A 25,098-nucleotide genomic window follows, 5' to 3' on the forward strand; every position below is an offset into this window, starting at 1 on the left:
GCGCGCGACGGTCTATCCCTGGCCGCCGTCGCGACGTATCGTGAGCGCCAGGAGGTGATCCGCATGCAAGCGAACGTCGGCGATCGCGTGATCATCCACGGTCGTGTCGTCGGTGCCACCGAGCGCGCCGGAGAGGTCGTCGAGGTCCGCGGCAGCGATGAGAACCCGCTGCTGGTGGTGCGCTTCGACGACGGCCACGAGGCGATCCTGTCGCCGGGCAGCGACTGCGAAATCCGTCACGCCCACTGAACCCGGCCGGTGGCCGGGCCGCGCTCAGCCGAGCAGCTCCGGGCGAGTCGCCTCGGCGCCTCGCACGTGCTCGGCCAGGAACGCGAACACCGTCTCGTACCAGACGATCGCGTGCTGGGGCTTCAGCACCCAATGGTCCTCGTCCGGGAAGTACAGGAAGCGGTGCGCCATGCGGCCCTCGGCGTCGGCGTGGTGCTCGGCGAGCTCGGACCACAGCCGCAGCCCCTCGCCGATCGGCACGCGGTAGTCCTTGTCGCCGTGCACGACGAGCAGGGGCGTGCGGATGTCGCCGACGAACCGGTGCGGCGAGTGCTCGATCATCGCCTCGGGCGTGAAGATGCGCTGCCAATACTCCGAGCTGTCGGTCGTGCCCGCGAACTGGTCGAGCGCCCACAGGCTCGCGTGCGTCACGATCGCACGGAAGCGGCCGGTGTGCCCGGCGACCCAGTTGGCCATGTACCCGCCGAACGACCCTCCCATCGCGGCGGTGCGCTCGGCGTCGATGTCGTCGCGCGCCTCGGCGGCGTCGGTGATCGCCAGCAGGTCGGTGTAGGGCTTCGCACCCCAGCTGTTCCAGCCGCGCGCGATGAACTCGAGCCCGTAGCCGGTCGACAGTGCGGGGTCGGGCAGCAGCACGGCGTACCCGCGGGCGACCGCGAGCAGCGGCGCCCAGCGCCAGCTCCAGGCGTTCCAGCTGTTGAGCGGGCCACCGTGGATCCACAGCAGCAGGGGCGCGGGAGCCGTCGCCGAGGCCCCCTCGGGCAGCAGCAGCCAGCCGCGGACGCGGGCGCCGTCCTCGGCTGTCGTCTCGACCTCGGTGATCGTGCCCGGCGCGGCCGGCGCGGCGGCGGGCGTGACCAGCGGGGTGACGGTGCCGTCGCGGGCGATGCGCACGGGATGCGGCGGCACGACCCACGACGAGCGCAGGGCGACCAGTCCGCCCCCGCTGCGGTCCACGACGACGTGCGTGTAGGTGAAGTCGTCGTGGGTCAGCGGCTCCGGTGCGGCACCGTCGAGTGGCAGGCGGAAAACGGGCCCGCGGCCGTCGTCGTCGGCCGTCGCGATGACCGCATCGTCGTCGGCGTCGAACGCGAGCGAGGACGCCCAGCGGTCCCAGTGCTCCGCGATGCGCTGCGGTGACGAACCGTCGATGCCGGCGACCCAGACCTCGCAGTCGGTCGGTCCGGCCGGCGTGCTCTTGATCGTGCGCAGGTAGGCGATCCGCGTGCCGTCGTGGCTCACGGCGGGCATCTCGAAGTCGACGTCGACCTCGTCGAACAGGTCCGTGCGCTCCCCGGTGCGGGTGTCGATCGACACCAGCACGCGGCGCCCGGCGCGCTGCTCACGGCGCTCCAGCGACACGATGAGCACCGAGGCGTCCGGGGTGAGGGCGGCCTCGGCGTGGTCGAGGGTGCGGCCGGGCCGGGGCGTGAGGTCACGCGGGCGCGGCAGCGTCGACGGGTACGGCTTCGGGTCGGCACCGGGCGAAGCATCGCCGGACGACGCGTCGGCGACGGCCGCGGCATCCACCGGCTCTTCGGCGACGATCGCCGCCAGCGAGTCCTGCAGGCCGTCGAGGTCGAGCGCGAACAGGTGCGGCGCGGCCGGCCCCAGGTCGTGGTCCCAGTACCGCACCGGGTACGTGTCGTGCAGGATCGCCGAGACCTTCTTCTCCTTGCGCTTGGCGCGCAGCGCCGCATCGGCCTCGATCGTGTCGCAGGAAGGAAGCAGGGATGCCGCCAGCACGAGTCGTCCACCGGCCGCGGCCGTGGCCGCGATGCCGTCGACACCGCCCGCGAGCCGCGTGACGGCACGCGCCTCACCGCCGCCCGCGGGAAGCAGCCACAGCTGGCCGGATTCGTCGTCGGCGTCGCTCTCGGCGTCGGGTCGCGCCGAGACGAACAGGATGTCGCCGTCGGCGGTGAACGCGGCGCCCGCCTCGCCCTTGGCCGAGCGCGTGAGGCGGCGCGGCGCGCCGGTGCCGTCGGCGGGCACCGCCCACAGCGAGCGCTCGTAGCCGGTGGCGTCCTTCTTCAGCACCGCGACGGTGAGCACCGCCGTCTGCCCGTCGGGCGACAGCGCGAGCGCCTCCACCCGGGGAAGCGCGATGTAATCGGTCAGCGAATCGAACGGAGTGGGGGACGCCATGCGTCCACCGTACCCGCGGTGCCAGGAGCATGATGGGGAGCGGCAGCGGGAGAGGAGTCCGTCATGAGGATCGCGGTGGCCGGAGGAACGGGCGTCGTCGGACGCCACGTCGTCGAGGCGGTGCGCGCGAACGGCGACGAGCCGGTCGTGCTGAGCCGCGGCACGGGCGTCGACCTCCTGACCGGAACAGGGCTCGAAGCGGCGCTGGTGGGCGTCGACGCCGTCGTCGACACCGCGAACATCGAGACGCTCTCGGCCGAGAAGGCGACGAGCTTCTTCCAGAGGGCGACCGGCAACCTCGCCGCCGCGTCGGTGCGCGCGGGCGTGCGACACCTCGTCGCGCTGTCGATCGTGGGGATCGATCGGATGGCGCACGACTACTACGCGGGAAAACTCGCGCAGGAGCGGGTCGTGGAGTCGTCGCCCGTTCCCTGGACGATCCTGCGGGCGACGCAGTTCCACGAGTTCGCGGGCCAGATGTTCGCCCGGGGCAGGATCGGGCCGCTGCATCTCGCCGTGCGCGCACGCGTCCAGCCCGTCGCCGCACGAGAGGTGGGCGCGCGACTCGCGGCGCTCGCCCAGGGCGCGCCCGAGGGGCGCTCGGCGGACTTCGCCGGGCCGCGCGAAGAGCGCCTCGACGACATGGTCACGCGGTACGCGCGGCACACCGGGTATCACGGCTGGATCCCCTCGGTGAGCCTGCCCGGCGCGCAGCTGAAGGCCATGCGCGCCGGTCTCGCACTGCCCGGCGCCGGCGCCGTGCTCGGCACCCAGACCTTCGAGGAGTGGCTCGCCGAACTCGCATGACGTCATCCGTTTGCGCGGCTGCGCGGGCTTGGCCACGATGGGGGCAAAACAGGGAGCCATCATGAGATTCGCGATCGCCGGCGGCACGGGGATGACAGGGACGCACGTCGAGGCTGTCGCACGCGGCCGCGGTCACGAGGTCGTGCTGCTCTCGCGAGGCGGCGGCGTCGATCTGGTCAGCGGTGCGGGTCTGGACGGGCGCCTGGACGGCGTCGACACGGTGATCGACGTGTCGAACATCACGACGCCGAAGCCCGAGGTCTCGGTGTCGTTCTTCGCGGGCGCGACGACGCATCTGCTGGCCGCCGAGCGCGCCGCCGGCGTCACGCATCACCTCGCCCTCACGATCGTGAACGCCGACGCAGCTCCCGACGGCTACTACGCCGGCAAGCTCGCGCAGGAGCGACTCATCGCCGCGGGCGACGTGCCCTGGACGATCCAGCGCACGACGCAGTTCCACGAGTACGCCGCGATGATGTACCACCGCACGCACGCCGGCGCGCATGTCGCGCCGACCGGTCGCGTGCAGCCGGTGTCACTGCACGAGGTCGCCGCGCTGCTGGTCGACCTCGCCGAGGGCGAGCCGGTGGGCCGCGCGACCGACTTCGGCGGGCCCCGCGAAGAGAGCCTCGCCGACATCGTGCGGCGTTACGCGCGCGCCATCGGCCATCACGGTCCGCTGCCGGCTATCGACATGCCCGGCACCCTCGGCCGCGCCTTCCGCTCGGGTGCGCTGCTCCCCGGCCCCGACGCCCGGCTCGGCACCCAGACGTTCGCCGAGTGGCTGGCCGCTCTGCCCGACGCCTGAGGCGGAGGGATGCCGCACCCGGCCGGGTGCGGCATCCCTTCACATCTCTTCGTGCGTGAGGGGGTCACCGTCCCACAGGCGTCCGCGCTCGAGGGCGCTGATCGCCGCCAGCTGGTCGTCCGTGAGCGTGAAGCCGAACACGTCGGCGTTCTCGCGCTGACGGTCCGGATCGGCCGACTTCGGGATGGGCGTGCTGCCCAGCTGCGTATGCCAGCGCAGCACCACCTGCGTGGGCGTGACGTCGTGGACGACGGCGAGCTCCTGCAGGATCTGCTCGGTGAGCAGCTCGGTGCGGTGCGCGAGCGGGCTCCAGCTCTCGGTGCGGATCCCGTGCGCGGCGTGGAAGGCGCGCAGCGCCTCCTGCGGGAAGTACGGGTGCAGCTCGACCTGGTTCACGGCCGGGACGACCCCGGTCGCCTCGATCAGCTCGGTGATCATCTGCTCCGTGAAGTTCGAGACGCCGATGGAGCGGACGAGCCCCTCCTGCTGCGCGTCGATCATGCCGCGCCACGTGTCGATGTACTTGCCGACGCTGGGGTTCGGCCAGTGGATCAGCTCCAGGTCGATGCGGTCCAGGCCCAGCATCCCCAGCGATCCGCGGATGCTGTCGACGGCCCCCTGCCGCCCGTGATGACGACCCGGGATCTTGGATGCCACGATCAGCGTGTCGCGGTCGGCACCGCTGCGGCGCACCGCCTCGCCGACCTCGCGCTCGTTCTCGTAGTTCACCGCGGTGTCGAGCAGGCGGTAGCCCGCCTGGATCGCGGCGGCCATCGCCGCGATCCCCTCCTCACCGCGCAGGTTGTAGGTGCCGAGGCCGAGTTCGGGGAACCAGGCGCCGTCGTTCAGGGTCACAGTGGGGATCGGGCTCATGCCTCCATCCTGGCCCGGAGCCGCGGGTGTCAGGGCAGTTCGTCGACGTCGAAAGCATCCGCGGTCGCGGCCTCTTCCCCGGTGCCGACAGCGCGGATCCGGTCACGGGAACCGGGGATGCCGCGCCCGACGCGTCGCCACGATCCGTCGTCGTCGCGCACCTCGTAGGCGGCGAACGCGCAGGGGATGCCGCGGGCGGTCATCAGGTCGGCGGAGTCCATGAGCTGGAAGTGCAGGTGCGGCGACGTGGAGTTGCCGGTGTGCCCGACGCGGCCGATCACCTCTCCTGCGCGCACCGTGTCGCCCGCGCGCACCATCACGCTGTCCGGCCGCAGGTGCGCGAAGCCCGCGTACACGTCGCCCGCCCGCAGCACGACGTGATTGCCGAGGATCGCCGGGATCCGCGACGGACGGAACGTGAGCCCGTTCCACGTCATGCGCGCGAACTCCCGCACCGGATGGATCCAGCGCCGCTCCGGCGCGCCGTCGCTCGCGGCGACCACGACCGCGTCGAACGGGGCGTGCACCTCGGCGCCCCAGGCGTAGCATCCGTCGGTGCGACAGCCGATCGTCGACGTGCGCAGCCGCGCGCCGGGGTGCACCGGCACACCGCTCCGGTCGTCGACCTTCACGAAGTCGTACGCGTACCGCTGGCCCAGCAGATCGACGCCGTGGCTCGGGATGCGAGAGGCCGGGGTCGTCACGGCCATCCAGCCCTCACCGCGCAGGGGGAACTCCACGACCACCGGATCATCGAGCTCGCCCACAGCTCAACCCTGCCAGCGCTCCCGCAGCCAGTCGAGGGTCACGATCGCCTGGTCGCGTTGGAACGTGCGCAGTGTCGGCATGCGAGGCGGGTCCGGCCGCAGCGACGACGACAGGAACATGCCGGCGAAGCCCGCCAGCACGTTGCTCGCCGCCTCGGCGGGCATGCCGTCGTACACCGGATGCCGGGCGATCAGGCCCTCGACGTCGGCGGCAGGGTCGTAGTACCGCACGTTGATCAGCAGGCTCAGCGCATCGAACCATCCGGCGCCGCGCGCGCCCCACGGCCAGTCCACGAGCACGACCGTCCCGTCGGGGCGGATCAGCAGGTTGTCGGCCCGCGTGTCGTAGTGCACGAGGCGGTCGCCCCGGGCGTCCGAGGCGCCGCGGGCGGCGGCATCCACGAGTCCGTCGAACTGCGCACGCACCCACGCATCGAGGCCGCGCGGCATCGGCGGCAGGGCGTCCAGGTCGATGCTGCGCCACGCGTCGGCGTCACCGGCGAGCGCGTCGCTGACGTCGATCACCGGGACGTCGGCGGGAAGCTCGACCTCCGCGACCTGCTGCAGCGCATCGAGCACTGCGTCGAGCTCGCGCGGCTGCCAGGGAGTGGCGGGATGCCGCCCCTCGACGTCCTCGAGCACGAGGGCGATCCAGTCGCCGTCGTCGACGGCGCCCAGCAGTGTCGGGGCGGGGACGACGGCGGGCAGTTTGGCGGTGATGGCGGCCTCGCGCCGATGGATGTGCGGGGTGTCGACGTTGACGGCGGGGCTGGCTGCCTTGACGAACGCGCGGCGGCCGGAGGCGGTCACGACGCGGTCGGCGGACCCCGGCGAATAGCCGCCGGACTGCGACACTGCTTCGACGACCGGGCTCCCCAGGACGTCGCCGATCTGCGCCCGCACCGGCGCGGGGATGTCGTGCCATCGGAGCCGGGTCATGCGCTCACCGGGATCGATCCGGGACGCGCGCCGACGAGCGCCTCGGCGGCGCGGGCGGTGCGGCGGGCGAAGCGCGTCGTGTCGGCGCCCCGGGCGAGGGACTGGGCGTTGAGTCCGTCGATCATGCCGATGAGCTCCCACGCGACCTCGCCGGGCTCGGTCGTCGAGAAGGCTCCGGTGCGGCATCCCGCGGCGACGATGTCTTCGACGAGAGCCTGCCAGCGCTGCATCTGGCCGCGCACCGCGAGCGCGAGCGCGTCGCTGCGGCGGGCCATCGCCCACCCTTCGACCCACACGACGGTGAGCTCGTCACGGGCGCCGTCCATGAGCGTGTCGATGAGCGCGCCCAGCCGCGCCGGGGCGTCGGGGGCTGCGGAGACCACGCGTTCGACGTCGCGGACCTCCTCTTCGACGAGGTCGGTGTAGACGCGGGCGACGAGGTCGTCCATCGACGGCTGGTAGTGCGCGACCAGGCCCGAGGTGATGCCCGCGCGCTCGGCGACGGCGCGCAGCGTCAGGGCGCTGAGGCCCTGCTCGCGCGCGACGGCGGTGGCCGCGGCGACGATCTCGGCGGCGCGTTCGGCGGGGGCCTTGCGGGTGCGGGGCCGGGGCACTGTGCTTGACATGGTCTCGCCAGCATAGATACTGTCTGTATTGATCGCTAGATCAATTACTTCCGGCGTCGACGCCGGCCGAGAGCGAAGGGGCTGACGATGGCCTGGAGGATGCCGCACGAGGGCGATCCGCACGAGCGCACGTGGATGGCGTTCCCGAACGAGGGACCGACGCTCGGCGGCGACCCCGCCGAGCAGGAGCGCTTCTACGCCGCGTGGAGCGCCGTCGCGAACGCCGTCGCCGAGTTCGAGCCGGTCACGATGCTCGTGGACCCGTCGAAGTCCGCCCGCGCCCGGCAGGCGCTGAGCTCCGACATCGCGCTCGTCGAGACGCCGGTCGACGAGTTCTGGTTCCGCGACCACGGTCCGACGTTCGTCGTCGACGACGAACGCCCCGGCACGCTCGGCGCGGTCGACTGGATCTTCAACGGCTGGGGCGCCCCCGAGTGGGCGTCGTGGACGAAGGCCGCCGCGCACGCCCGCTTCACCGCGGGACTCGTCGGCGCCGAGGTCGTCAGCTCGCTGCTCGTGAACGAGGGCGGCGGCATCCACGTCGACGGCGAGGGCACGGTGCTGGTCACCGAGACCGTGCAGCTCGACCCGCGTCGCAACCGGTTCGCCGACAAGGAGCGGGTCGAGGCCGAGCTCGCCCGCACGATCGGCGCCACCAAGGTCGTATGGCTCCCCCGCGGCCTCACCCGCGACTACGACGAGTTCGGCACCAACGGGCACGTCGACATCGTGGCGACCATCCCGACGCCCGGCCGCATCCTGCTGCACGCGCAGCAGAACCCCGAGCATCCCGACTTCGAGGTGTCGCACATGCTGCGCGCATTCCTGCAGGAGCAGACGGATGCCGCCGGCCGCACCTTCGAGATCATCGACCTGCCCGCGCCCGAGACGCTCCGCGACCACGAGGGCTTCGTCGACTACAGCTACGTGAACCACCTCGTCGTGAACGGCGGCGTCATCGCGTGCGGCTTCGGCGAGGAGCGTGCCGATGCGCAGGCCCGCGACATCCTCGAAGCGGCCTACCCCGGCCGGCGCGCCGTGACCGTCGACGCCCGTCAGATCTTCGCGGGCGGCGGCGGCATCCACTGCATCACCCAGCAGCAGCCGGCCGTTCGACAGGCTCAGGGACCGGTGGCCCGATGAGCCGCTATCCCGTCGTCGAGAAGACGATCGCGCAGCTGCGGGCAGCGCTCGAGGCCGGCGAGGTCACGAGCGTCGAGCTGCTGGAGGCGTACCTCGCACGGGTGGACGCCTACGACGCGCTCGGCACGGAAACCGCCCTCAACGCCGTCGTGGTCCGCAATCCCGGAGCGCGCGCCGACGCGGAGGCATCCGATCGCCGGCGTGCCGAAGGCCGCCCGCTCGGACCGCTCGACGGCATCCCGTACACCGCGAAGGACTCGTTCATGGCCCGCGGGCTGACTGTCGCGGCGGGTTCTCCGGCGTTCGCCGACCTGGTCGCGCAGCGCGACGCCTTCTCGATCGAGCGGCTCCGCAGCGCCGGCGCCGTGCTGCTGGGCCTCACGAACATGCCGCCCATGGCCAACGGCGGCATGCAGCGCGGCGTGTACGGCCGCGCCGAGAGCCCCTACAACGGCGGCTACCTCACGAGCGCGTTCGGCTCCGGTTCGTCCAACGGCTCGGGCACCGCGACCGCGGCGAGCTTCGCGGCGTTCGGGCTCGGCGAAGAGACGTGGTCGAGCGGCCGGGCCCCGGCATCCCACAACGCCCTCTGCGCCTACACGCCCAGCCGCGGGGTCATCTCGGTGCGCGGCAACTGGCCGCTCGTGCCGACGATGGACGTCGTCGTGCCGCACACCCGCACCATGGCAGACCTGCTCGAGCTCCTCGATGTCATGGTCGCCGAGGACCCCGAGACGCGCGGCGACTTCTGGCGCGCGCAGCCGTGGATCGAGATCCCGGATGCCGCGGCCACGCGCCCCGCGTCGTACCCGGCGCTGGCGCCGGCGGGCGTCGACGGTGCCCGGGCGACGCTGGCGGGCCGCCGCTTCGGCGTGCCCCGCATGTACATCGGCGCCGACGCGGAGGCCGGCACGAACCCCGACGGCGGCATCGGCGGCCCGACCGGGCGGCGCATCCAGACCCGCGACTCGGTGCTGGAGCTCTGGCAGCAGGCCCGCCGCGACCTGGAGGCCGCGGGCGCGATCGTCGTCGAGGTCGACTTCCCGGCCGTGTCGAACTACGAGGGCGACCGGCCGGGCGCCCCCACGATCAAGACCCGGGGGCTCGTCACCGAGGCCTTCCTGCGGCGAGAGATCGTCGACCTGTCGGCGTGGGCGTGGGAGGACTTCCTCGCCGCGAACGGCGACCCCGCCCTGGACACCCTGACCGCCGTCGACGGCGCTCGGATCTTCCCGCACCCCGAGGGCACCCTGCCTGACCGCTACACCGGATTCGACGACGACATCGCGGAGTACCCCGCGCAGGTGCGCGAGCACCCGTACGCCTCGTTCACCGACATCCCGACGCTCGAAGACGGGCTGCGCGGGCTCGAAGAGACCCGCCGCCTCGACCTCGACGAATGGATGCTGCGCCTCGGCCTCGATGCGGTGCTCTTCCCCGCGATGGCCGACGTGGGCCCCGCCGACATGGACGTGAACGAGGCATCCGCCGACCTCGGCTGGCGCAACGGCGTGTGGGTCGCCAACGGCAACCTCGCGATCCGCCACCTCGGCATCCCGACAGTCACGGTGCCGATGGGCACGATGTCCGACATCGGGATGCCGGTCGGCCTCACGATCGCCGGACCCGCGTACTCCGACCCCGAGCTGCTCGCGTGGGCTGCGGCCTTCGAGGCCCTCCGTCCCCGCCGCACCGCTCCCCCGCGCACGCCCGAGCTGGACTGACGGATGCGGCTGCGCACCTTCATCACGGCCGCGGGCGACCCGGTCGCCCGCGGACGCGAGCTGGGCGCGGCGTTCTCCGCGCAGTACCGGCGCACGGCGGACCTGTACCTGGCGCACTTCGCCGAGCTCGGCATCCCCTCGCCCGACGTGCGCGGGATCGCCGAGCGCAGCCGTGGCGCGCTCGAAGCCTGGGATCCAGGCATGGCCGCAGAGGCCGACGCCATCGCCGACGCGGCGGACGTCGACCGCTGGCGCCTGGCCGCGGTGGGGGCGCGCACCGAGATCCTGGCGGCGGCACCGCCCCGCGCCGAGGGCGAGTGCTCCACCGCTGTGCACGTCGGCGCCGGCCGCGCCGCCGAGTCGATCCAGACGTGGGACTGGCACGACTTCCTCGTGCCCGAGGGACTCCTCGTCGCCTTCCCGTCGAGCGCCGGCCTGCACGTCAAGCTGTTCACCGAGTTCGGCACTGCCGCCAAGATCGGCGTCAACAGCGCCGGGCTGGGCCTGCACTTCAACATCCTCTCGCACGCGTCGGACTCCGCCGCGGGCGGGGTGCCGGTGCACGCGATCGCCCGGCGCATCCTCGATGAGGCCCGCTCGCTCGACGACGCCCGGCGCCTCGCCTCCAGCGCGACGGTGAGCGCCTCGACGGTGCTCACCGTGTTCACGTCCGATCCTTCCGGCTCGCACGCCGCCTCGCTCGAGCTCTCGCCCGCGGGCCTCGGCGTCGTCGAGCCGGCCGAGGACGGCTGGCTCTTCCACACCAACCACTTCCTCGACCCCGCGCTGTTCGCGGGCGACACGATGCCGCCCGACTCGACGACCGCCGAGCGCTACGCGCACCTCGACGGGGTGCGCGGCAGCCTGGCCGGTCTCGATCCCGCGGCCCGGGCGCGCGCCGTGTGCGGCGGCGCGGGCGCCGACGCGGCGGTATGCATGACCCCGGACCCCGCGCTCCCCCGCCTCGACCAGTGGGCGACGCTGCTGACCATCGCGGTCGACACCGCGGGCTTCGCCCTCGACGTGTTCGCGGGCCGTCCCGATGAGGCGGCGATCGCGGGTCTCACCCGGTTCTGACCCGACACACCGATTCGAGGGTCAGCGCAGACCGGAACGCAGGTCTTCGCCCGCCTCGCCGATCATCGCCGTGACCCCGGGGGCGGCATCGGACTCCGCGCCGTCGGCGGGCGGAGCCGCGGCGGCGTACGCGTCGCTCAGCTCGCGGTAGGGCTTCGACACGAACGCGAGCAGCACGACCAGCAGCAGCACGAGGCTCGCGCCGACGAAGGCCAGCGCGATGCCACGGGCCTCGCCCTCGCCGAGCAGCCAGCCGAACCGCCCCTGCCCCTCGGGCGACTCCATGAACGGGATGAGCCAGAACTGTGCGAGCGGACCGATGATGAAGGCCGAGATCGGCGCGGCCGCCGACTCGACGCTCGCGGCGAAGCCGAAGACGCGCCCCTGCTTGTCGAACGGCACGACCCGCTGCACGATGGTCTGCTCGGAGGCCTCGGCGATCGGCATGAGGCACATGAAGACGAGGATGCCGAGCGCGTAGATCCACCACTGCTCGCGGATGGCGAAGGTCATGCCGAGCAGGGCGATGCCGATGTTGACCAGCAGCATCGTGCGCACCGGGTTCTTGCCCAGGCCGAACTTCGCGACGAGCGCGCCGCCGATGATGAAGCCGAAGCTCGTGACGCCCAGGACGACGCCCCACATCTCGACCGAGAACAGGGTCAGCCCGTACGGATCCATGAGCGCCATGAAGACGCCGCCCACGAGATTGTTGAAGGTCGAGAAGAGCACGAGGGCGAGCAGGCCCGGCACGGCCAGCACCGCCGGGATCACGCCGCGGAACCCGAAGCCCTTCGGCGCGTCGCCCTCGGTGCGCACGACGCCGCGCTCGGGGATCGGCACGAACAGCAGGTGGATCAGCGCGATGCCGGTCGCGGCGATCGCGATCGCCACGGTCCAGCCCATCCCGAGGATGCCGATCGACAGGCCCGAGAACACGCTGGTCACCATGAAGGCGATGCCCTGGACGGCGCCCACGAGGCCGTTGGCACGGTCGCGGCGCTCGGCCGGCACGAGCAGGGTCACGGTCGTCGACAGCGCGATGTTGCGCAGGTTCTCGACGACGCCCCCGACGAGGATGACGCCGGCGAACACCCAGAACCACGGGCCGCCCCAGTCCAGCAGCGCGCTCTCGGGGAACGAGAGGAACATCGCTCCGGCCACGAGGTAGGCGACCGTCGTGACGATGCTCGACAGCATCATGACGGCCTTCTTCTTCATGTGGTCGACGATGACGCCGAACACGACGCCGAAGACGGCGACCAGCAGCATGTACGAGCCGCCGATGATCGCGGTGGCCAGCACCGACTGCGTCTCGAGGTAGACCCAGAACGTCAGCGCGAACCACAGGTAGCTGCTGGTCACATTCGCCAGAGCCGTGTTGACCAGCACCTGGTGGAAGGCGCGCAGGGTGCGGGGTCCGGGGGCTGATTGCGTCATGAGGGGCTGCTCCGGCGTGTTCGGCGTCGATGGCGGTCTGGCGGGGGCCTACACTCAATGTGGACACTGTTCACATCGAGATGTTCACACCGTACACACCAGAGCGGGAGCGCGCAATGACCTCATCTGCGGTGCGCACCTATCACCACGGCGATCTGCGCAGGGCCCTCATCGACGAAGGGCTCACGCTGGCCCGCACCGGCGGCCCCGCCGCGGTCACGCTGCGCGAGGCCACGCGCGCCGTCGGCGTCTCGCCCAACGCCGCGTACCGCCACTTCGCCGACCGCGTCGCCCTGGTGCACGCTGTCGCGCACGAGGCGCAGCGCGCCCTCGCCGACGCGATCCTCACGCGTGTCGCCGCGACGCCGGGCGACCTGCCCCCGCGCGACGCCTCGATCGAGCGCCTGCGTCGCGTCGGCTTCGCGTACATCGCATTCGCCCGCGCCGAGCCGGGCTGGTTCGAGACGGCCTTCTTCACGCAGGACTCCGAGGCGAGCGCCGGCATCGTCACCCTCGACGACGAGATCGTCGCGCCCTTCCGCCTGCTGATGGAGACGCTCGATGCGATGGTGGATGCCGGCGCCCTCGCCGCCGGCAGACGGCCGTTCGCCGAGTGGGCGTGCTGGTCGGCGGTCCACGGCTTCGCCGACATCGCGGTGCACGGCCCGGTGCGCTGGCAGCCCGCGGCGGTCGTCGACGCGCTCGCGGCGGCGGTCGTGGAGTCGGCCATCACCGGTGTCATCGGTGCACCCGCGCCCGCCCCCGCGACCTCCTAGACTGACGCGCATGTCAGACGCCCCCGCCGCGCACCCCTCGCTGCTGCGCCGCGGGCTCTGGTGGGCGGCGGACTACCTCTACGCCGCCCGGCGCCAGCTCGCCGTGCTGTCGTTCCCGTGGGCGATCGGCCGGCCGCGACCGGATCCCGACGCGTGGCGCCACGGCGACCCCGGGCTCCCCGAGGTGTACCTCGTGCCCGGGGTGTACGAGCACTGGACGTTCCTGCGGCCGCTCGGCGACGCACTGGCCGCGGCCGGGCACCGGGTGCGCGTCGTGCACGGGCTCGGGGTGAACCGGCGCAGCATCCCGCAGACCGCCGATCGCCTGGCCGGGCTGCTCGGCGAGACGCCTGCCGCGCCGGCCGGACGCGTGCTCGTCGCGCACAGCAAGGGCGGGCTCATCGGCAAGCACGTGCTCGTGTCGTCCGGCGCGGCGACATCCGACAGCCCGACCCCGCCGCTCGGGCTCCTCGGACTCGTCGCGGTGGCGACGCCGTTCCACGGGTCGAAGCTCGCGCGCCTGTTCGTCGATCCGAGCATCCGCGCGTTCCGTCCCGCCGACGTCACGATCGTGGCGCTCACGGGCGAGACCGGGGTGAACTCGCGCATCGTGTCGGTCTTCGGCCCCTTCGATCCACACATCCCCGAGGGCAGCGCCCTCGACGGCGCCGTCAACGTCCAGGTGCCCGTGTCGGGCCATTTCCGGGTGCTCGGCTCCCCCGCCACCCACCGCGCCGTGGTGGACGGGATCGCGCTGCTCGCACCGCGCGACGCCGGCTGACGCCGCACCCTGTCACACCGCAGGGCGGTGCGGCCACCAGTCCGGCAGGAGCGCGGCGTAGGTGCGCAGGAACAGCTCGACCTTCGGATCGGGATGCCGCAGCCACCCGTCGATGAGGCCCACGGTGCCGTCGGCCAGGAACCGTGCGGCCGCGTCGGCGACGTCGGCGTGCGGCATCCCGCCGACGACCACGTCGAGCTCGACCCGCCCGCGTTCGAGGAGCGCCTCGGTCGTCCCCCGGAAGTGACGGCTCAGCATCGCGTGGAGCGCACCGCCTCCGCCGGACAGCTCGCGGCGGTAGATGTCGGCATGGCGCAGGATGTGCTCCAGCACGCCCCGAGTGACGGTGACCAGTGCGGTGGCGGCATCCGATCGGTCGGTCATGAGGGCGGCGCGCAGGTCGTCGAGCTCGGCCGTGAGCGCTGACTCGACCAGCGATCCGGGCGAGTCGGCGTGCTCGTAGAAGGTCGAGCGGTGCACCCCGGCGGCGTCGGCGAGCTGCGTGACCGAGAGCTCCGAGATCGCGTGCTCGGCGGCCAGCTCGAGCGCGGCGGCGTACAGACGCTCACGGCTGCGCTGCTTGCGGGGGTCCATCGCACCTCCGGGAATCTTTTCGACAGGTGTAGGTTAACTCATGTATATCCGACAACTGTCGGAGACAGGATCGGCGCCACACGATGACGCCACCAACGGAGGTACATCATGGCTACGTACGATGTCGCGGACCGCTCCGCCATCGTCACGGGCGCCGGATCCGGCATCGGCCGGGCGGTCGCCCTCACTCTCGCCGCGAACGGCGCCGCAGTGCTGGTCGCCGACGTGCGACAGGAGGCCGCGGACGCGGTGGTCGCCGAGATCACCGGCGCGGGCGGCACCGCCGTCGCGTTCGTCGGCGACGTGTCGGACCCCGCGGTCGGCCAGGCCGCTGTCGACGCCGCGGAGGCCCTCGCTCCTCTGCGGATCGCAGTGAACAACGCGGGCATCGGCGGCGCCGCAGCCCCCGTCGGCGAGTACCCGATCGACTCGTGGCAGAAGGTCATCGAGATCAACCTGAACGCCGTGTTCTACGGCACGCGTGCACAGGCCCCGGCCATCGCGAAGAACGGCGGCGGCTCGATCGTCAACATCTCGTCGGTGCTCGGCTCGGTCGGCATCCCGATGTCGTCGGCCTACGTCGCCGCCAAGCACGGCGTCGTCGGCCTGACCAAGAACGCCGCCCTCGAGTACGGCACGCAGGGCGTGCGCGTGAACGCGGTCGGCCCGGGCTTCATCCACACCCCGCTCGTCGACGCGAACCTCGACGCCGACGCGCAGGCCGCCCTCGCCGGCAAGCACGCCCTCGGCCGGCTCGGCGACGCGCAGGAGGTCGCCGACCTGGTGGCCTTCCTCGCCTCGGACGCCGCGAGCTTCGTCAGCGGCAGCTACCACCTGGTCGACGGCGGCTACGCCGCGCAGTAGGCCTCGTCACGAACCAGCGGCCCGCGCGAACCCGAATCGCGCGGGCCGCTTCTCGTCCGTGCGGCAGCGGTGGACGATTCACGGGCCGGGATCGGCCGGCGTGAGCGTCAGGCCGCGCCACGCGGCGAGGACCTCGACATGGCGCAGCAGGAACGCGCGCTCATCGAGTCGTTTGCGACGGAGCCACCCGGTGACCTCGTCGTTGCTCTTGGAGGCGTTGCACGAGCGGCACGCCGGGACGACGTTCTCGAACGTGTAGCGCCCGCCTCGCGAGATGGGCTGCACGCAGTCCTTCTGCAGGGCGACGCCGTCGGCGCCGCAGTATGCGCAGGCACCCCAGGCCTCCAGCAGCGCCTCCCACTCCTCGAGGGTGAGGTCGTTGTCCGCCGCCGCGACGCGGCGCGCGCGCCGGCGCGACGCACGCGCGCGACGGGTCTGACTGACGGCCATGCCCACAAGGTACCGATCGCGGCGGGTCGATCGGGACGACGCGCCCGTGCGAGCGTCGACATCGGGCGCTCTCGACGCCAGGCGTCTCAGGCCCCGTCGTCGGGAAGGCCGTCCAGGAGCTTCTCGATCGTGGTGAGGACGCCGTGGTCGAGGTTCGACGGCGCCCGGAACCTCGCGCGCTCGGCCACGAGCGGGTGGGCGTTGGCCATCGCGAACGAGAGGGCGGCGGCATCCATCATCTCGAGGTCGTTCAGATAGTCGCCGAACACGGCGGTCTGGTCGCGGGTGACGCCGGTCGCCGCCTGCAGGCGCTCGAGGGCGACGCCCTTGTTGACGCCGAGGTTCATGACGTCGATCCAGTGCTCGCCCGACACCACGACCTGGTGGGTCGCGCGCAGGTCCTCCAGCGCGGGGGCGGTCTGTGCGGCGGAGGCGAAATCGAAGATCGCGACCTTGAGGATCTGGTCGTCGACCTGGAGCAGGTCACCGACGACCTGCAGGCGCGCGTAGTACTTGTCGGCCTCGGCGCGGAACGCGTCGTCGGCGCGCTCGATGTACGCCGACTGCTTGCCGCACACGACGACGCCGAGATCCCGGCCCTCGAGCGCGCGGACGCGGGCGATGAGCGATGCCGTGAAGGCGGCATCCATCGCATCCGAGCTGATCTCGGTCCCGCCCTCGACGACGTACGCACCGTTCTCGGCGATGAACACCATGTGGTCGAGGTGGTCGGCGAAGGCACGCTGCAGGGTGGCGAGCTGCCGCCCGCTCGCCGGGGCGAAGCGGATGCCGCGCTCGTGCAGCCGGTCCAGCAGCGGCCACAGCGCATCGGGGATGCGGCCGTCTCCGTCGAGCAGGGTGCCGTCCATGTCGACGGCGATCAGGCGCAGGTCTGGAGAGGGGAAAGGCATCACCTCGAGCCTACGCGGCTCACTCCGGCGGGAGCCCGATCGTGCGCAACACGAAACCACCCCGTACAGCGGCGCGGGTAACTTAGGGTGCGTGACCGCTCCCGTCGATGCCACCGCCACGCCCGCCTGGTCCGAGCTCAGCTCGATCCGGGATTCGTTCGCCCCCGACCTGCGCGATTGGTTCCAGACCGATCCGCACCGCGCCGAACGGCTGAGCTTCGAGCTCGCCGACCTGCACGTGGACCTGTCGAAGAATCTCGTGACCGATGAGATCCTCGCCGCCCTCGTGCGCCTGGCCGAGCAGACCGGCGTCGCCGAGCGGTACGCGGCGATGCTCGCCGGCGCGCACATCAACACCACCGAGGACCGCGCGGTGCTGCACACGGCGCTGCGCCGTCCCGCCGGCGCCGAGCCCGCGCTCGTCGTCGACGGGCAGGACATCGACGCCGCCGTGCAGTCGGTGCTCTCGGCGATGACCGCGTTCGCCGACCGCGTGCGCGCGGGCGAGTGGACCGGCGTGACGGGCAAGAAGGTCACGCACATCGTCAACATCGGCATCGGCGGCTCCGACCTCGGCCCCGTCATGATCTCGGCGGCGCTGGAGCCGTATGCGACAGCCGGCATCCAGGCCCGCTTCGTGTCGAACATCGACCCGTTCGACATCGCCGACAAGACGAAGGACCTCGACCCCGAGACCACGCTCTTCATCGTCGCCTCCAAGACCTTCACCACGCTCGAGACGCTCACCAACGCGCGCCTCGCGCGCGACTGGCTGTGGGCGGGCCTGCAGTCCTCCGGCGCGATCGACGGCTCCGACGAGGCGAAGACGGATGCCGTCGCGCACCACTTCGTCGCCGTGTCGACCGCTCTCGACAAGGTCGCCGCGTTCGGCATCGACCCCGTCAACGCGTTCGGCTTCTGGGACTGGGTGGGCGGCCGCTACTCGGTCGACTCCGCCATCGGCCTGTCGCTCATGATCGAGCTCGGCCCCGACGTGTTCCGCGAGCTGCTCGCCGGCTTCCACGCCGTCGACGAGCACGTGCGCACGACGCCGCTCGAGCGCAACGTGCCGGTGCTCATGGGCCTCCTCAACGTCTGGTACTCGAACTTCCTCGGCGCGCAGTCGCACGCGGTGCTCCCGTACGCGCAGCAGCTGAGTCGCTTCGCCGCGTACCTTCAGCAGCTCACGATGGAGTCCAACGGCAAGTCGGTGCGCTGGGACGGGTCGCCGGTGACCACCGACACCGGCGAGGTGTTCTGGGGCGAGCCCGGCACCAACGGCCAGCACGCGTTCTACCAGCTGATCCACCAGGGCACGCGCCTGATCCCCGCCGACTTCATCGCGTTCGCGAACCCCGCGTACCCGCTGGAAGACGGCGGCCGCGACGTGCACGGCCTGTTCCTGTCGAACTTCCTCGCTCAGACCAAGGCGCTCGCGTTCGGCAAGACGGCCGGAGAGGTCGAGGCCGAAGGCACGACGGGGGCCCTCGTGGCCGCCCGCACGTTCGCCGGCAACAAGCCGACGACGTCGATCTTCGCCCCCGCGCTCACGCCGACGGTGCTCGGCCAGCTGGTGGCGCTCTACGAGCACATCACCTTCACGCAGGGCGTGATCTGGGGCGTCAACTCGTTCGACCAGTGGGGCGTCGAGCTCGGCAAGCAGCTCGCCCTGCAGATCGCGCCCGCCATCGAGGGCGACGCCGAGGCGATCGCTGCGCAGGACGCCTCGACGCGCGCACTGCTGGCGTACTACGCGGCACACCGCCGCTGATCGCCCGAGAGCGGGAGTGGATGCCGGGCGCCCGGCATCCACTCCCGCTCTCGTCCGCGCACCCTCAGGCGCGCAGCCGCCCGGCCAGCCGGGTCGCACTCATGTAGGCGATGGCCTCGATCGTGATCATCGGGTTGACGCCCGATGCGGTCGGGAAGGTCGACGCGTCGGCGACGACGAGGTTCGGCACCTCCCACGTCGCGCCGTCGGCGTCGACCGCGCTCGTCTCGGCCGAGCCGCCCATGCGGGCGCTCCCCATGATGTGCAGCGCGGCCATCGAGCAGCGGCCCGGGCCGTAGCCGGCGGCGTCGCAGCGGGCGATGAAGGCGTCGAGGGGCTCGCCACTGGAGCGGACCCATTCGATCCCCGCCTGGTGGCCCGAGAACATCCGGCGCGCACCGGCGGCTTCGAGGATGCGGGAGGCCCCGGCGACCCCGGCCTGCACGCGTCGCGCATCGCGCTCGGACAGCGTGTAGTGCAGCGTCGGCTCGCCGTTCTTGTCGACCCGCACCTCGCCGGCGTCCTGGTCGCGGGCGATGACGCCGACGCTGGAGTAGTGCGCCAGCCGCTTCATCACGTCGAGGTGCGTCGCCGCACCGCGCCACGACTGGAACGCGACCGACAGTCCGGGGTTGGCGGCCGCCGTCTCGTAGACGACGCCGTACCCCGAGCCGTCGAGGTCGGCGTGCTCGGCCGAGTAGCGCGACTGCATCGCACCCTCCCACGGGCGGACCTCTTCGTCGAACTCCGCCCACACCGCGGTGGCGGGGTGCAGGCGGAGGTGCTTGCCGATGTTCGGATTCTGCAGCCCCGAGCGTCGCAGCAGCGCGGGCGTCTGCACGCTGCCGCCTGCGACGACCACCGCACGGGCGCGCACGGCCACCGTGCGGCCGTCGGCCGTGCTCCCGGTCACACCGGTGGCGCGGCCGCCGTCGACCTCGACACGGCGCACGTCGACACCGGTGAACAGACGCGCTCCGGCGGACTCGGCGTCTGCCAGCCACGTCTTGGCGGTCGACTGCTTGGCGCCGATCCGGCAGCCGTAGCCGCATCGGCCGCATTCGAGGCCGGTGTCGCAGCCGACGACGTTGCGCTCCAGCGCGCCGACGTGCCAGCCGAGCTCGGTCAGTCCGCGCTCCATGATGCGGTCGCGGTGCGACGGCTCGCTGTACGAGCCGTTGACGCCCAGCCGGCGCCACACGGCGTCCAGCGCCTGGTCGTACTCGTCGGTGGCGAACTGCGGCACGCCGTGCGCCGCCCACTCGGCGCGCACGTGGTCGGGGGTGCGGAACGACGTGGAGAAGTTCACGACAGTCCCGCCGCCGAGGCACTGCGCCGACAGGATGCTCAGCTGCCCTTCCGCCGTCGCCGACGGGCCCGGCGCGTACAGCCGGGCGAGGCCGCCCAGTTCACTGCCGTCGAAGTCGCGGTCGTCGTAGTACGCACCCTTCTCGAGCACCACGACGTCGTAGCCCTCGGCGGCCAGCACCGCCGCGGCGGTGCCGCCGCCCGCGCCGGAGCCGACCACGACCACGTCGCAGTCGAGCGAGAGATCCGACACCGGCGTCCGCGGGTGCAGCGGCGGGGCGACGGCATCGGCGCGCGGCCCGGGCGGGCCGGGGTAGCCCATCGCTGCCCACAGGGGCGACGACCCGTCGGCGCCCGGTGAGATGTAGTACGACAGCATCGCCGCGGACTTGAGGTTCTGGAACAGCACGCGCTTGAGCGGCATCCGCGAATCCGACATCGCGATCAGCGCCGCCTCACGCCGGGCCGCGGGCAGCGAGGAGAACCGCCGGGGTCCGATGCCGAGCAGGATGCCGCCGACCGGCGTGTCCCACAGTGACAGCACGCGCGCCAGCAGCTCCGCCTCCTCGGCGCGCGGGTTGGCTTCGAGCATGCCCTCGGCGATCGGGACCGCCCCGAGCTGCGTCGCCGAGGGGATGCCGTCGCCGTCGCCCGGGGCGAAGGTGTCGAAGATGAACTCGAATGTCGCCCGCTGCGCTGCGGTCAACGTCATGGGGTGCCTCCTGGTGCGCCGTCGCTGCGGCAAGCATGCCGCATCCTCGCGCCGTAGGACAAGAGTTAAGTGAATCGGAATTCACGCGAGCGATTCACCGCGGAGGCACCAAGGCGGCCTCCCTCGGCTCCCGTTCCACTACCCCGGATCAGGACTTTCCGGGAAAACCCTTCCCACGGTTCTTCCAGGAAAACGCCAGAAGTCGTCCAGAAGCGATGAGGCAGACTCGGGGACTTGATGCGTCCGACCCGAGGACGCGGCGCGCTGTACCCGACGGCGCGGAACCCCCGAAGGATCGTACGTTCGTCATGCACTCAGACCAGATCGCCCCTGCCCGCCGCCCCCGCCGCCGCTTCACCGCCGCGGCCGTCGCCGCCGGAACCGCTCTCGGAATCGTCGTCACGACCGGCCTCACCCTCGCCTCCCCGAGCCTCGCCGCCGCCGCCCCGATGGCCGCCACCGCCATCGCCTCGGTCGCCGCACCCGACGCCACCGTCCACACGCTGCGCGACATCCGCGCCGAGGCGAAGAGCACGCTGCTCGCCGCCCGCGTGGCCCAGACGGAGGCCGACAGCATCACCACCGACATCGCCGCCACCGGCCTCGACATCGGCATGACCGACACGTCGGTCGACACCAAGGACCTCACCAAGACCACGGACCGCCTCGCCCAGCTCGACATCGTGCCGGCGCTGCTGCTGCCCGGCCTCGCGGCCGACACCTCGTCGGCGACGGAGGAGGTCACCACCCGCGTCGCAGATCTGCGAGAGCACCTCGACGCCGCGAAGGCCCAGAAGGCTGCCGAGGAGGCCGCGGCCGCGGCCGCCGCCGCCGCCGCCGAGGCGCAGCGCCAGGCCGAGGAGGCCGCTGCCGCCCTCGCCGCCGCCAACACCCCCGAGGGCGCGAAGGCCACGGCACGCCAGATGGCCGCGGCCAACTACGGCTGGGGCGACAGCCAGTTCTCGTGCCTCGAGTCGCTGTGGACCAAGGAGTCCGGCTGGAACTACCAGGCCTACAACAGCAACGGCGGCGCGACCGGCATCCCGCAGTCGCTGCCCGGCAACAAGATGGCCAGCGCCGGCGCCGACTGGCAGACCAACGCCGCCACGCAGATCGCGTGGGGCCTCGGCTACATCGCCGGTTCGTACGGCACGCCGTGCGCCGCATGGGCGCATTCGCAGGCGGTCAACTGGTACTGACCCCCGCTTTCGCGGTGAAGACGCGGATGCCGCACCCCGGCCGGGGTGCGGCGTCCGCCATAGGGGTCGGGGCGGCGACGACAGTGCGACGGGCCACGGGCGCGCGATGGCGGGACGGTGGTGTTTCGGAGGCGAAACGGCGCTAAGTTGCTCGCAGAGAAGCGGCGTGTCGTCCGCTCGAGGTTCCGCGAAGGGAGCGGGTCCGATGAGCTTTCTGGTCTCCAGCGCAAAGATGGACATCACGCCGCCGCCGGGAATGAACCCCTTCATGGCCGGGTACGGATCACTGACCGGCCCTCGCCGGGTGGCTGACGACACGCCGCACGCCCGACCGCTCTACGCCCGCTGCGTGGTGATCTGGCAGGAGCGGCATCCGTTCGCGATCGTGTCGCTGGACATCCTCGGGATCCCCCGTGCGCTGCACCTCGCGCTGAGGGCGCGACTGGTGCCGCTGGCGGCCTGGCAGTCCTCTGACATCGTGCTCGTGGCCAGCCACACCCATAACGGCCCGGTGATCGGCCGAACCCTCGACCCCGTGATCACGTACGGCATGGGTCCAGGTGAGCTCGCCCTGGTCGACGTGTACACCGCGTGGCTGCAGGATCGCATCGTGGCCGTCGTCACGAGGGCGCTCGCATCGCGACGGTTGAAGGTCCAGTTGGAGTACGGCGTGACCGCCGCCGGTTTCGCGTACAACCGTGCCGGTCTGGGCACCGTCGAGACGGACGTTCCCGTCCTTGTCGCCCGCCGTCTCAACGGCGATCTCCGCGCGGTCCTCTTCAGCTACGGCTGCCACCCCGTCAGCGCGGGAGGCCAGGAACTGTGGGACGGCGACTGGCCTGCTGCGGCGTGCGCGGTGATCGAGGACGAGACGTCCGCGTTCGCCCTGTTCATTCCCGGGCCGGCCGGCGACCAGGACCCGGCGGGTGTGCGCAGCTGGGCGCTCCGCGATGAGCACGGACAGGCGGCAGGCCACGCGGTGATCGACGCCGCGGATTCCGGTCGCATCCTCTCCGGGCCGATCAGCTCCGACTTCCGCGAGGTCACTCTCCCGTTGGACATCGACGAGTCGCCGGCCAACCTGGCTGCGGTGAGGGCGACGTTCGAGGTGCGAATGCTCAATCCCGCGGGCCTGCCGGCCTGGTATGCGCGCCATGGCGCCGCGATGGTGGACCGGATCGACAACGGCACGTATGCGACCAGTGTGCAGAATCCGTCGCAGGTGTGGCGCATCGGCGGAGATCCGGGCGTGCAGCTCGCCTTCGTCGGCGGCGAGCTGGTCAGCGGCTACGGCGCGTACTTCCGGCTGAGATTCGGCGGCGCCGAGGAGCTGATGATCGGCGGCTATGCGAACGAGACCAACTCGTACATCCCCGCCGACAACTTCCTCCTCCCGCTCGCCCCGGCGTGGGGCAGCTACGAGGGCGGATGGGATGCCGACGCGCCGGGCATCGCCGGCGGCAGCATGACGATCTACCCCCAGATCGCCCACTTCCTCGCGGGCGCCGGAGGCGTCGAGTCAGCCGTCATCGACGCGCTCACCGAACAGCTGTCGTGATCGTCGGCGTGCCGGGGTCCGCGAGGCGCCCCGCACGCGGACCTCACTCGATCCGCGACAGGATCTCGTCGACCGCCCACGTGGACGTCCGCAGGGTGATCTCGTCGGGAGCCGCGCTGAAGAACGGGCCGTCGAAGTAGTCGTCGTCCGAGCCGGTGATCGCCTGCGCGATATCGGTGAGGTCGGCGCACACTGTCACCTCGGCCCCCGTGGCGTCCGTGACGGCCTCGCCCAGGCACCGCGCCGACACCGTGAGGTCGCGCTTCGCGTCGGCGGCGACCGGCGCCCCGGCCTCGAGGATCGCGCTGAGCGTCTCCGGCGGGACCGCCAGATCGAGCCAGCCCGACGACGCCGCGTCGGGAGCCGCCGCGACCGCATCCTCCGCCGACGCGCTGCTCGGCGCGAGGTCGATGCCGAGGCGCAGGTTGCACGCTCCCTCGCAGTTGTCGCTCGCGACCACCGCCTGCGCCGCCCAGTCGTCGCCCGTCAGCGCCTCGTCGAGCGCTTCCTGCAACGCGGGGAGCTGCGCGCGCACCTCGGTGAAGCTCGGTCCGAACGGGTCGTCGAACGGCGAGCGCCCGTCGGCGAGCGGGATCATGAAGCAGCCCGCGAGCGCAACCGTCGCAACCGCGGCCGCAGCCGGCGCCATGACCGCTCGCAGAACCCGGCCGATCCTTCGCTGACGCATCATCGGGCGACCCTACCTGAAATCGCGGGGGTCGCGAGACCCGGACTCCTCAGGTCTCGTGCCGCCATGCGCAGTCTGATCAGCGGTTCGGGCCCGGCCCGTACAGCTCGGCGACCTTCTGCGACGTGAGCCACCCCTCGTACGCGTCGGACTGCGGCCAGCCCTCGGGCGAGTCCTGCCACAGCTCGCGCCGCCCGTAGGGCAGCGCGTCGACGAGCGGGAACGTGTAGCTCAACTGCTCGGTGCCGCGGCCGTTGGTGTGCCAGGTGCGGTACACGGTGTCGCCGTCGCGCAGGAAGACGTTGACCGCGAAGCCGCCGTCCGGTGGTGCGTCGACATCGGCGCCGAACGGGCTGTCGGCCGTCGAGTACCACTCCATGCGGTTGCCGACCTTCTCTCGGTACGCAAGCGCTTCGCCGATCGGACCCTGCGTGACGATAACGAAGCGGGCGTCGTACGGCTCCAGAAACCCGAGGCGGGCGAACTGCGACGTGTAGCCGGTGCAGCCGGCGCAGTGCCATTGCTTTCCGGGGAACCACATGTGGTGGTACGTGATCAGCTGCGAGCGGCCCTCGAACACGTCGACCAGCCGGATCGGTCCGTCCTTGCCGACCAGGGTGTAGTCGGGCAGTTCCACCATTGGCAGGCGCCGCCGCTGCGCGGCGATCGCGTCGAGCTCACGTGTGGCCGCCTTCTCGCGGACTCTGAGCTCGGCGAGCTCGCGACGCCAGGCCTCGGCGTCGACGACGGGCGGGAGGGCGTTCTCGGTCGTGCTCTGCATCAGGACCTCCGGATGGCGAATGCGTATGTTCACACCGTACACATCTGGATGCCGGCGTCAAGAGGTCGCGGGAGAAATAGTGCTCGACTTGCTCGAAGCGCTTC

General features: G+C 72.0%; 24 protein-coding genes. 12 read left to right on the forward strand and 12 right to left on the reverse strand.

What is annotated here, in order from left to right; translation table 11 throughout:
- The first annotated feature begins 63 nt into the window (after positions 1 to 63).
- Positions 64 to 249, forward strand: a complete 186-nt coding sequence (locus tag ABEA46_RS13955; protein ID WP_345545154.1) for a DUF1918 domain-containing protein — start codon at positions 64 to 66, stop codon at positions 247 to 249.
- A 24-nt stretch (positions 250 to 273) separates the two neighbouring features.
- Here ABEA46_RS13955 and ABEA46_RS13960 read toward each other — a convergent pair whose 3' ends face one another.
- Positions 274 to 2,397, reverse strand: coding sequence for a S9 family peptidase (locus ABEA46_RS13960; protein ID WP_345545155.1), 2,124 nt, complete (start codon positions 2,395 to 2,397; stop codon positions 274 to 276).
- A gap of 63 nt (positions 2,398 to 2,460) precedes the next feature.
- Between ABEA46_RS13960 and ABEA46_RS13965 the strand changes: the two genes are divergently transcribed.
- Together ABEA46_RS13965 and ABEA46_RS13970 are read left to right on the forward strand one after the other, a co-directional pair.
- Positions 2,461 to 3,204 (forward strand): SDR family oxidoreductase, encoded by a 744-nt coding sequence (locus ABEA46_RS13965; protein WP_345545156.1) that lies wholly within the window; start codon positions 2,461 to 2,463, stop codon positions 3,202 to 3,204.
- A gap of 61 nt (positions 3,205 to 3,265) precedes the next feature.
- On the forward strand, positions 3,266 to 4,012 hold the full coding sequence (locus ABEA46_RS13970) for an SDR family oxidoreductase (protein ID WP_345545157.1): 747 nt from the start codon (positions 3,266 to 3,268) through the stop codon (positions 4,010 to 4,012).
- A gap of 39 nt (positions 4,013 to 4,051) precedes the next feature.
- On the opposite strand, the gene ABEA46_RS13975 is transcribed toward ABEA46_RS13970, so the two are convergent.
- Genes ABEA46_RS13975 through ABEA46_RS13990 form a run of 4 tightly spaced genes read right to left on the reverse strand, consistent with a single transcriptional unit; the run spans position 4,052 to position 7,217 of the window.
- Entirely contained in the window at positions 4,052 to 4,885 is an 834-nt protein-coding gene (locus ABEA46_RS13975) for an aldo/keto reductase (RefSeq protein WP_345545158.1), read from the reverse strand.
- 29 nt (positions 4,886 to 4,914) lie between these two features.
- A complete protein-coding gene (locus tag ABEA46_RS13980) occupies positions 4,915 to 5,652 on the reverse strand; it encodes a M23 family metallopeptidase (RefSeq protein WP_345545159.1) in 738 nt (245 codons plus the stop codon).
- 3 nt (positions 5,653 to 5,655) lie between these two features.
- On the reverse strand, positions 5,656 to 6,591 hold the full coding sequence (locus ABEA46_RS13985; protein ID WP_345545160.1) for a protein kinase family protein: 936 nt from the start codon (positions 6,589 to 6,591) through the stop codon (positions 5,656 to 5,658).
- A complete protein-coding gene (locus tag ABEA46_RS13990; protein WP_345545161.1) occupies positions 6,588 to 7,217 on the reverse strand; it encodes a TetR/AcrR family transcriptional regulator in 630 nt (209 codons plus the stop codon). The genes ABEA46_RS13985 and ABEA46_RS13990 overlap by 4 nt, the downstream gene beginning before the upstream one ends.
- Positions 7,218 to 7,304: 87 nt before the next feature.
- Here ABEA46_RS13990 and ABEA46_RS13995 point away from each other — a divergent pair, with 87 nt between their 5' ends.
- Genes ABEA46_RS13995 through ABEA46_RS14005 form a run of 3 tightly spaced genes read left to right on the forward strand, consistent with a single transcriptional unit; the run spans position 7,305 to position 11,161 of the window.
- Positions 7,305 to 8,360, forward strand: coding sequence for an agmatine deiminase family protein (locus tag ABEA46_RS13995; protein ID WP_345545162.1), 1,056 nt, complete (start codon positions 7,305 to 7,307; stop codon positions 8,358 to 8,360).
- Positions 8,357 to 10,084, forward strand: coding sequence for an amidase (locus tag ABEA46_RS14000; protein WP_345545163.1), 1,728 nt, complete (start codon positions 8,357 to 8,359; stop codon positions 10,082 to 10,084). The genes ABEA46_RS13995 and ABEA46_RS14000 overlap by 4 nt, the downstream gene beginning before the upstream one ends.
- A 3-nt stretch (positions 10,085 to 10,087) precedes the next feature.
- A complete protein-coding gene (locus tag ABEA46_RS14005) occupies positions 10,088 to 11,161 on the forward strand; it encodes a C45 family autoproteolytic acyltransferase/hydrolase (RefSeq protein WP_345545164.1) in 1,074 nt (357 codons plus the stop codon).
- A 21-nt stretch (positions 11,162 to 11,182) separates the two neighbouring features.
- Here ABEA46_RS14005 and ABEA46_RS14010 read toward each other — a convergent pair whose 3' ends face one another.
- Entirely contained in the window at positions 11,183 to 12,601 is a 1,419-nt protein-coding gene (locus tag ABEA46_RS14010) for an MFS transporter (protein ID WP_345545165.1), read from the reverse strand.
- A 116-nt stretch (positions 12,602 to 12,717) separates the two neighbouring features.
- Between ABEA46_RS14010 and ABEA46_RS14015 the strand changes: the two genes are divergently transcribed.
- Together ABEA46_RS14015 and ABEA46_RS14020 are read left to right on the forward strand one after the other, a co-directional pair.
- Positions 12,718 to 13,377 carry a TetR/AcrR family transcriptional regulator gene (locus tag ABEA46_RS14015; protein ID WP_345545166.1) on the forward strand — a complete coding sequence of 220 codons (660 nt, stop codon included), beginning with the start codon at positions 12,718 to 12,720 and terminating at the stop codon, positions 13,375 to 13,377.
- Positions 13,378 to 13,387: 10 nt separating this feature from the next.
- The gene (locus tag ABEA46_RS14020) at positions 13,388 to 14,158 is read left to right on the forward strand and encodes an esterase/lipase family protein (protein WP_345545167.1); all 771 of its coding nucleotides are present in this window, start codon (positions 13,388 to 13,390) and stop codon (positions 14,156 to 14,158) included.
- A gap of 12 nt (positions 14,159 to 14,170) precedes the next feature.
- Here ABEA46_RS14020 and ABEA46_RS14025 read toward each other — a convergent pair whose 3' ends face one another.
- Positions 14,171 to 14,752, reverse strand: a complete 582-nt coding sequence (locus tag ABEA46_RS14025; RefSeq protein WP_345545168.1) for a TetR/AcrR family transcriptional regulator — start codon at positions 14,750 to 14,752, stop codon at positions 14,171 to 14,173.
- A 108-nt stretch (positions 14,753 to 14,860) separates the two neighbouring features.
- Here ABEA46_RS14025 and ABEA46_RS14030 point away from each other — a divergent pair, with 108 nt between their 5' ends.
- Positions 14,861 to 15,616: an SDR family NAD(P)-dependent oxidoreductase gene (locus ABEA46_RS14030; protein ID WP_345545169.1), complete on the forward strand. Its 756-nt coding sequence runs from the start codon at positions 14,861 to 14,863 to the stop codon at positions 15,614 to 15,616.
- Between the two features lie 78 nt (positions 15,617 to 15,694).
- Here ABEA46_RS14030 and ABEA46_RS14035 read toward each other — a convergent pair whose 3' ends face one another.
- Positions 15,695 to 16,066 (reverse strand): HNH endonuclease, encoded by a 372-nt coding sequence (locus ABEA46_RS14035; RefSeq protein ID WP_345545170.1) that lies wholly within the window; start codon positions 16,064 to 16,066, stop codon positions 15,695 to 15,697.
- A gap of 86 nt (positions 16,067 to 16,152) precedes the next feature.
- Positions 16,153 to 16,977: a Cof-type HAD-IIB family hydrolase gene (locus ABEA46_RS14040; RefSeq protein WP_345545171.1), complete on the reverse strand. Its 825-nt coding sequence runs from the start codon at positions 16,975 to 16,977 to the stop codon at positions 16,153 to 16,155.
- A 91-nt stretch (positions 16,978 to 17,068) separates the two neighbouring features.
- Here ABEA46_RS14040 and pgi point away from each other — a divergent pair, with 91 nt between their 5' ends.
- Positions 17,069 to 18,748 (forward strand): glucose-6-phosphate isomerase, encoded by a 1,680-nt coding sequence (pgi, locus tag ABEA46_RS14045; RefSeq protein ID WP_345545172.1) that lies wholly within the window; start codon positions 17,069 to 17,071, stop codon positions 18,746 to 18,748.
- Between the two features lie 64 nt (positions 18,749 to 18,812).
- Here pgi and ABEA46_RS14050 read toward each other — a convergent pair whose 3' ends face one another.
- Positions 18,813 to 20,768 (reverse strand): FAD-dependent oxidoreductase, encoded by a 1,956-nt coding sequence (locus ABEA46_RS14050; RefSeq protein WP_345545173.1) that lies wholly within the window; start codon positions 20,766 to 20,768, stop codon positions 18,813 to 18,815.
- Positions 20,769 to 21,076: 308 nt separating this feature from the next.
- Here ABEA46_RS14050 and ABEA46_RS14055 point away from each other — a divergent pair, with 308 nt between their 5' ends.
- On the forward strand, positions 21,077 to 21,967 hold the full coding sequence (locus ABEA46_RS14055; RefSeq protein WP_345545174.1) for an aggregation-promoting factor C-terminal-like domain-containing protein: 891 nt from the start codon (positions 21,077 to 21,079) through the stop codon (positions 21,965 to 21,967).
- A gap of 205 nt (positions 21,968 to 22,172) precedes the next feature.
- Positions 22,173 to 23,525, forward strand: coding sequence for a hypothetical protein (locus tag ABEA46_RS14060; RefSeq protein WP_345545175.1), 1,353 nt, complete (start codon positions 22,173 to 22,175; stop codon positions 23,523 to 23,525).
- Positions 23,526 to 23,568: 43 nt separating this feature from the next.
- Here ABEA46_RS14060 and ABEA46_RS14065 read toward each other — a convergent pair whose 3' ends face one another.
- Positions 23,569 to 24,216, reverse strand: coding sequence for a hypothetical protein (locus tag ABEA46_RS14065; RefSeq protein ID WP_345545176.1), 648 nt, complete (start codon positions 24,214 to 24,216; stop codon positions 23,569 to 23,571).
- A gap of 76 nt (positions 24,217 to 24,292) precedes the next feature.
- Positions 24,293 to 24,994 (reverse strand): DUF899 domain-containing protein, encoded by a 702-nt coding sequence (locus ABEA46_RS14070; RefSeq protein ID WP_345545177.1) that lies wholly within the window; start codon positions 24,992 to 24,994, stop codon positions 24,293 to 24,295.
- Positions 24,995 to 25,098 lie beyond the last annotated feature (104 nt).

Origin of the sequence: Microbacterium jejuense, from assembly GCF_039544225.1 — a bacterium.
Lineage (GTDB): Bacteria > Actinomycetota > Actinomycetes > Actinomycetales > Microbacteriaceae > Microbacterium > Microbacterium jejuense.

What these genes read in the sequence shown, in the direction of transcription:
- ABEA46_RS13955 (WP_345545154.1), top strand. Translation starts at nt 64, where the DNA reads ATGCAAGCGAACGTCGGCGATCGCGTGATCATCCACGGTCGTGTCGTC.
- ABEA46_RS13960 (WP_345545155.1), bottom strand. Translation starts at nt 2,397, where the DNA reads ATGGCGTCCCCCACTCCGTTCGATTCGCTGACCGATTACATCGCGCTT.
- ABEA46_RS13965 (WP_345545156.1), top strand. Translation starts at nt 2,461, where the DNA reads ATGAGGATCGCGGTGGCCGGAGGAACGGGCGTCGTCGGACGCCACGTC.
- ABEA46_RS13970 (WP_345545157.1), top strand. Translation starts at nt 3,266, where the DNA reads ATGAGATTCGCGATCGCCGGCGGCACGGGGATGACAGGGACGCACGTC.
- ABEA46_RS13975 (WP_345545158.1), bottom strand. Translation starts at nt 4,885, where the DNA reads ATGAGCCCGATCCCCACTGTGACCCTGAACGACGGCGCCTGGTTCCCC.
- ABEA46_RS13985 (WP_345545160.1), bottom strand. Translation starts at nt 6,591, where the DNA reads ATGACCCGGCTCCGATGGCACGACATCCCCGCGCCGGTGCGGGCGCAG.
- ABEA46_RS13990 (WP_345545161.1), bottom strand. Translation starts at nt 7,217, where the DNA reads ATGTCAAGCACAGTGCCCCGGCCCCGCACCCGCAAGGCCCCCGCCGAA.
- ABEA46_RS13995 (WP_345545162.1), top strand. Translation starts at nt 7,305, where the DNA reads ATGGCCTGGAGGATGCCGCACGAGGGCGATCCGCACGAGCGCACGTGG.
- ABEA46_RS14000 (WP_345545163.1), top strand. Translation starts at nt 8,357, where the DNA reads ATGAGCCGCTATCCCGTCGTCGAGAAGACGATCGCGCAGCTGCGGGCA.
- ABEA46_RS14005 (WP_345545164.1), top strand. Translation starts at nt 10,088, where the DNA reads ATGCGGCTGCGCACCTTCATCACGGCCGCGGGCGACCCGGTCGCCCGC.
- ABEA46_RS14010 (WP_345545165.1), bottom strand. Translation starts at nt 12,601, where the DNA reads ATGACGCAATCAGCCCCCGGACCCCGCACCCTGCGCGCCTTCCACCAG.
- ABEA46_RS14015 (WP_345545166.1), top strand. Translation starts at nt 12,718, where the DNA reads ATGACCTCATCTGCGGTGCGCACCTATCACCACGGCGATCTGCGCAGG.
- ABEA46_RS14020 (WP_345545167.1), top strand. Translation starts at nt 13,388, where the DNA reads ATGTCAGACGCCCCCGCCGCGCACCCCTCGCTGCTGCGCCGCGGGCTC.
- ABEA46_RS14025 (WP_345545168.1), bottom strand. Translation starts at nt 14,752, where the DNA reads ATGGACCCCCGCAAGCAGCGCAGCCGTGAGCGTCTGTACGCCGCCGCG.
- ABEA46_RS14030 (WP_345545169.1), top strand. Translation starts at nt 14,861, where the DNA reads ATGGCTACGTACGATGTCGCGGACCGCTCCGCCATCGTCACGGGCGCC.
- ABEA46_RS14035 (WP_345545170.1), bottom strand. Translation starts at nt 16,066, where the DNA reads ATGGCCGTCAGTCAGACCCGTCGCGCGCGTGCGTCGCGCCGGCGCGCG.
- ABEA46_RS14040 (WP_345545171.1), bottom strand. Translation starts at nt 16,977, where the DNA reads ATGCCTTTCCCCTCTCCAGACCTGCGCCTGATCGCCGTCGACATGGAC.
- ABEA46_RS14050 (WP_345545173.1), bottom strand. Translation starts at nt 20,768, where the DNA reads ATGACGTTGACCGCAGCGCAGCGGGCGACATTCGAGTTCATCTTCGAC.
- ABEA46_RS14055 (WP_345545174.1), top strand. Translation starts at nt 21,077, where the DNA reads ATGCACTCAGACCAGATCGCCCCTGCCCGCCGCCCCCGCCGCCGCTTC.
- ABEA46_RS14060 (WP_345545175.1), top strand. Translation starts at nt 22,173, where the DNA reads ATGAGCTTTCTGGTCTCCAGCGCAAAGATGGACATCACGCCGCCGCCG.
- ABEA46_RS14065 (WP_345545176.1), bottom strand. Translation starts at nt 24,216, where the DNA reads ATGATGCGTCAGCGAAGGATCGGCCGGGTTCTGCGAGCGGTCATGGCG.
- ABEA46_RS14070 (WP_345545177.1), bottom strand. Translation starts at nt 24,994, where the DNA reads ATGCAGAGCACGACCGAGAACGCCCTCCCGCCCGTCGTCGACGCCGAG.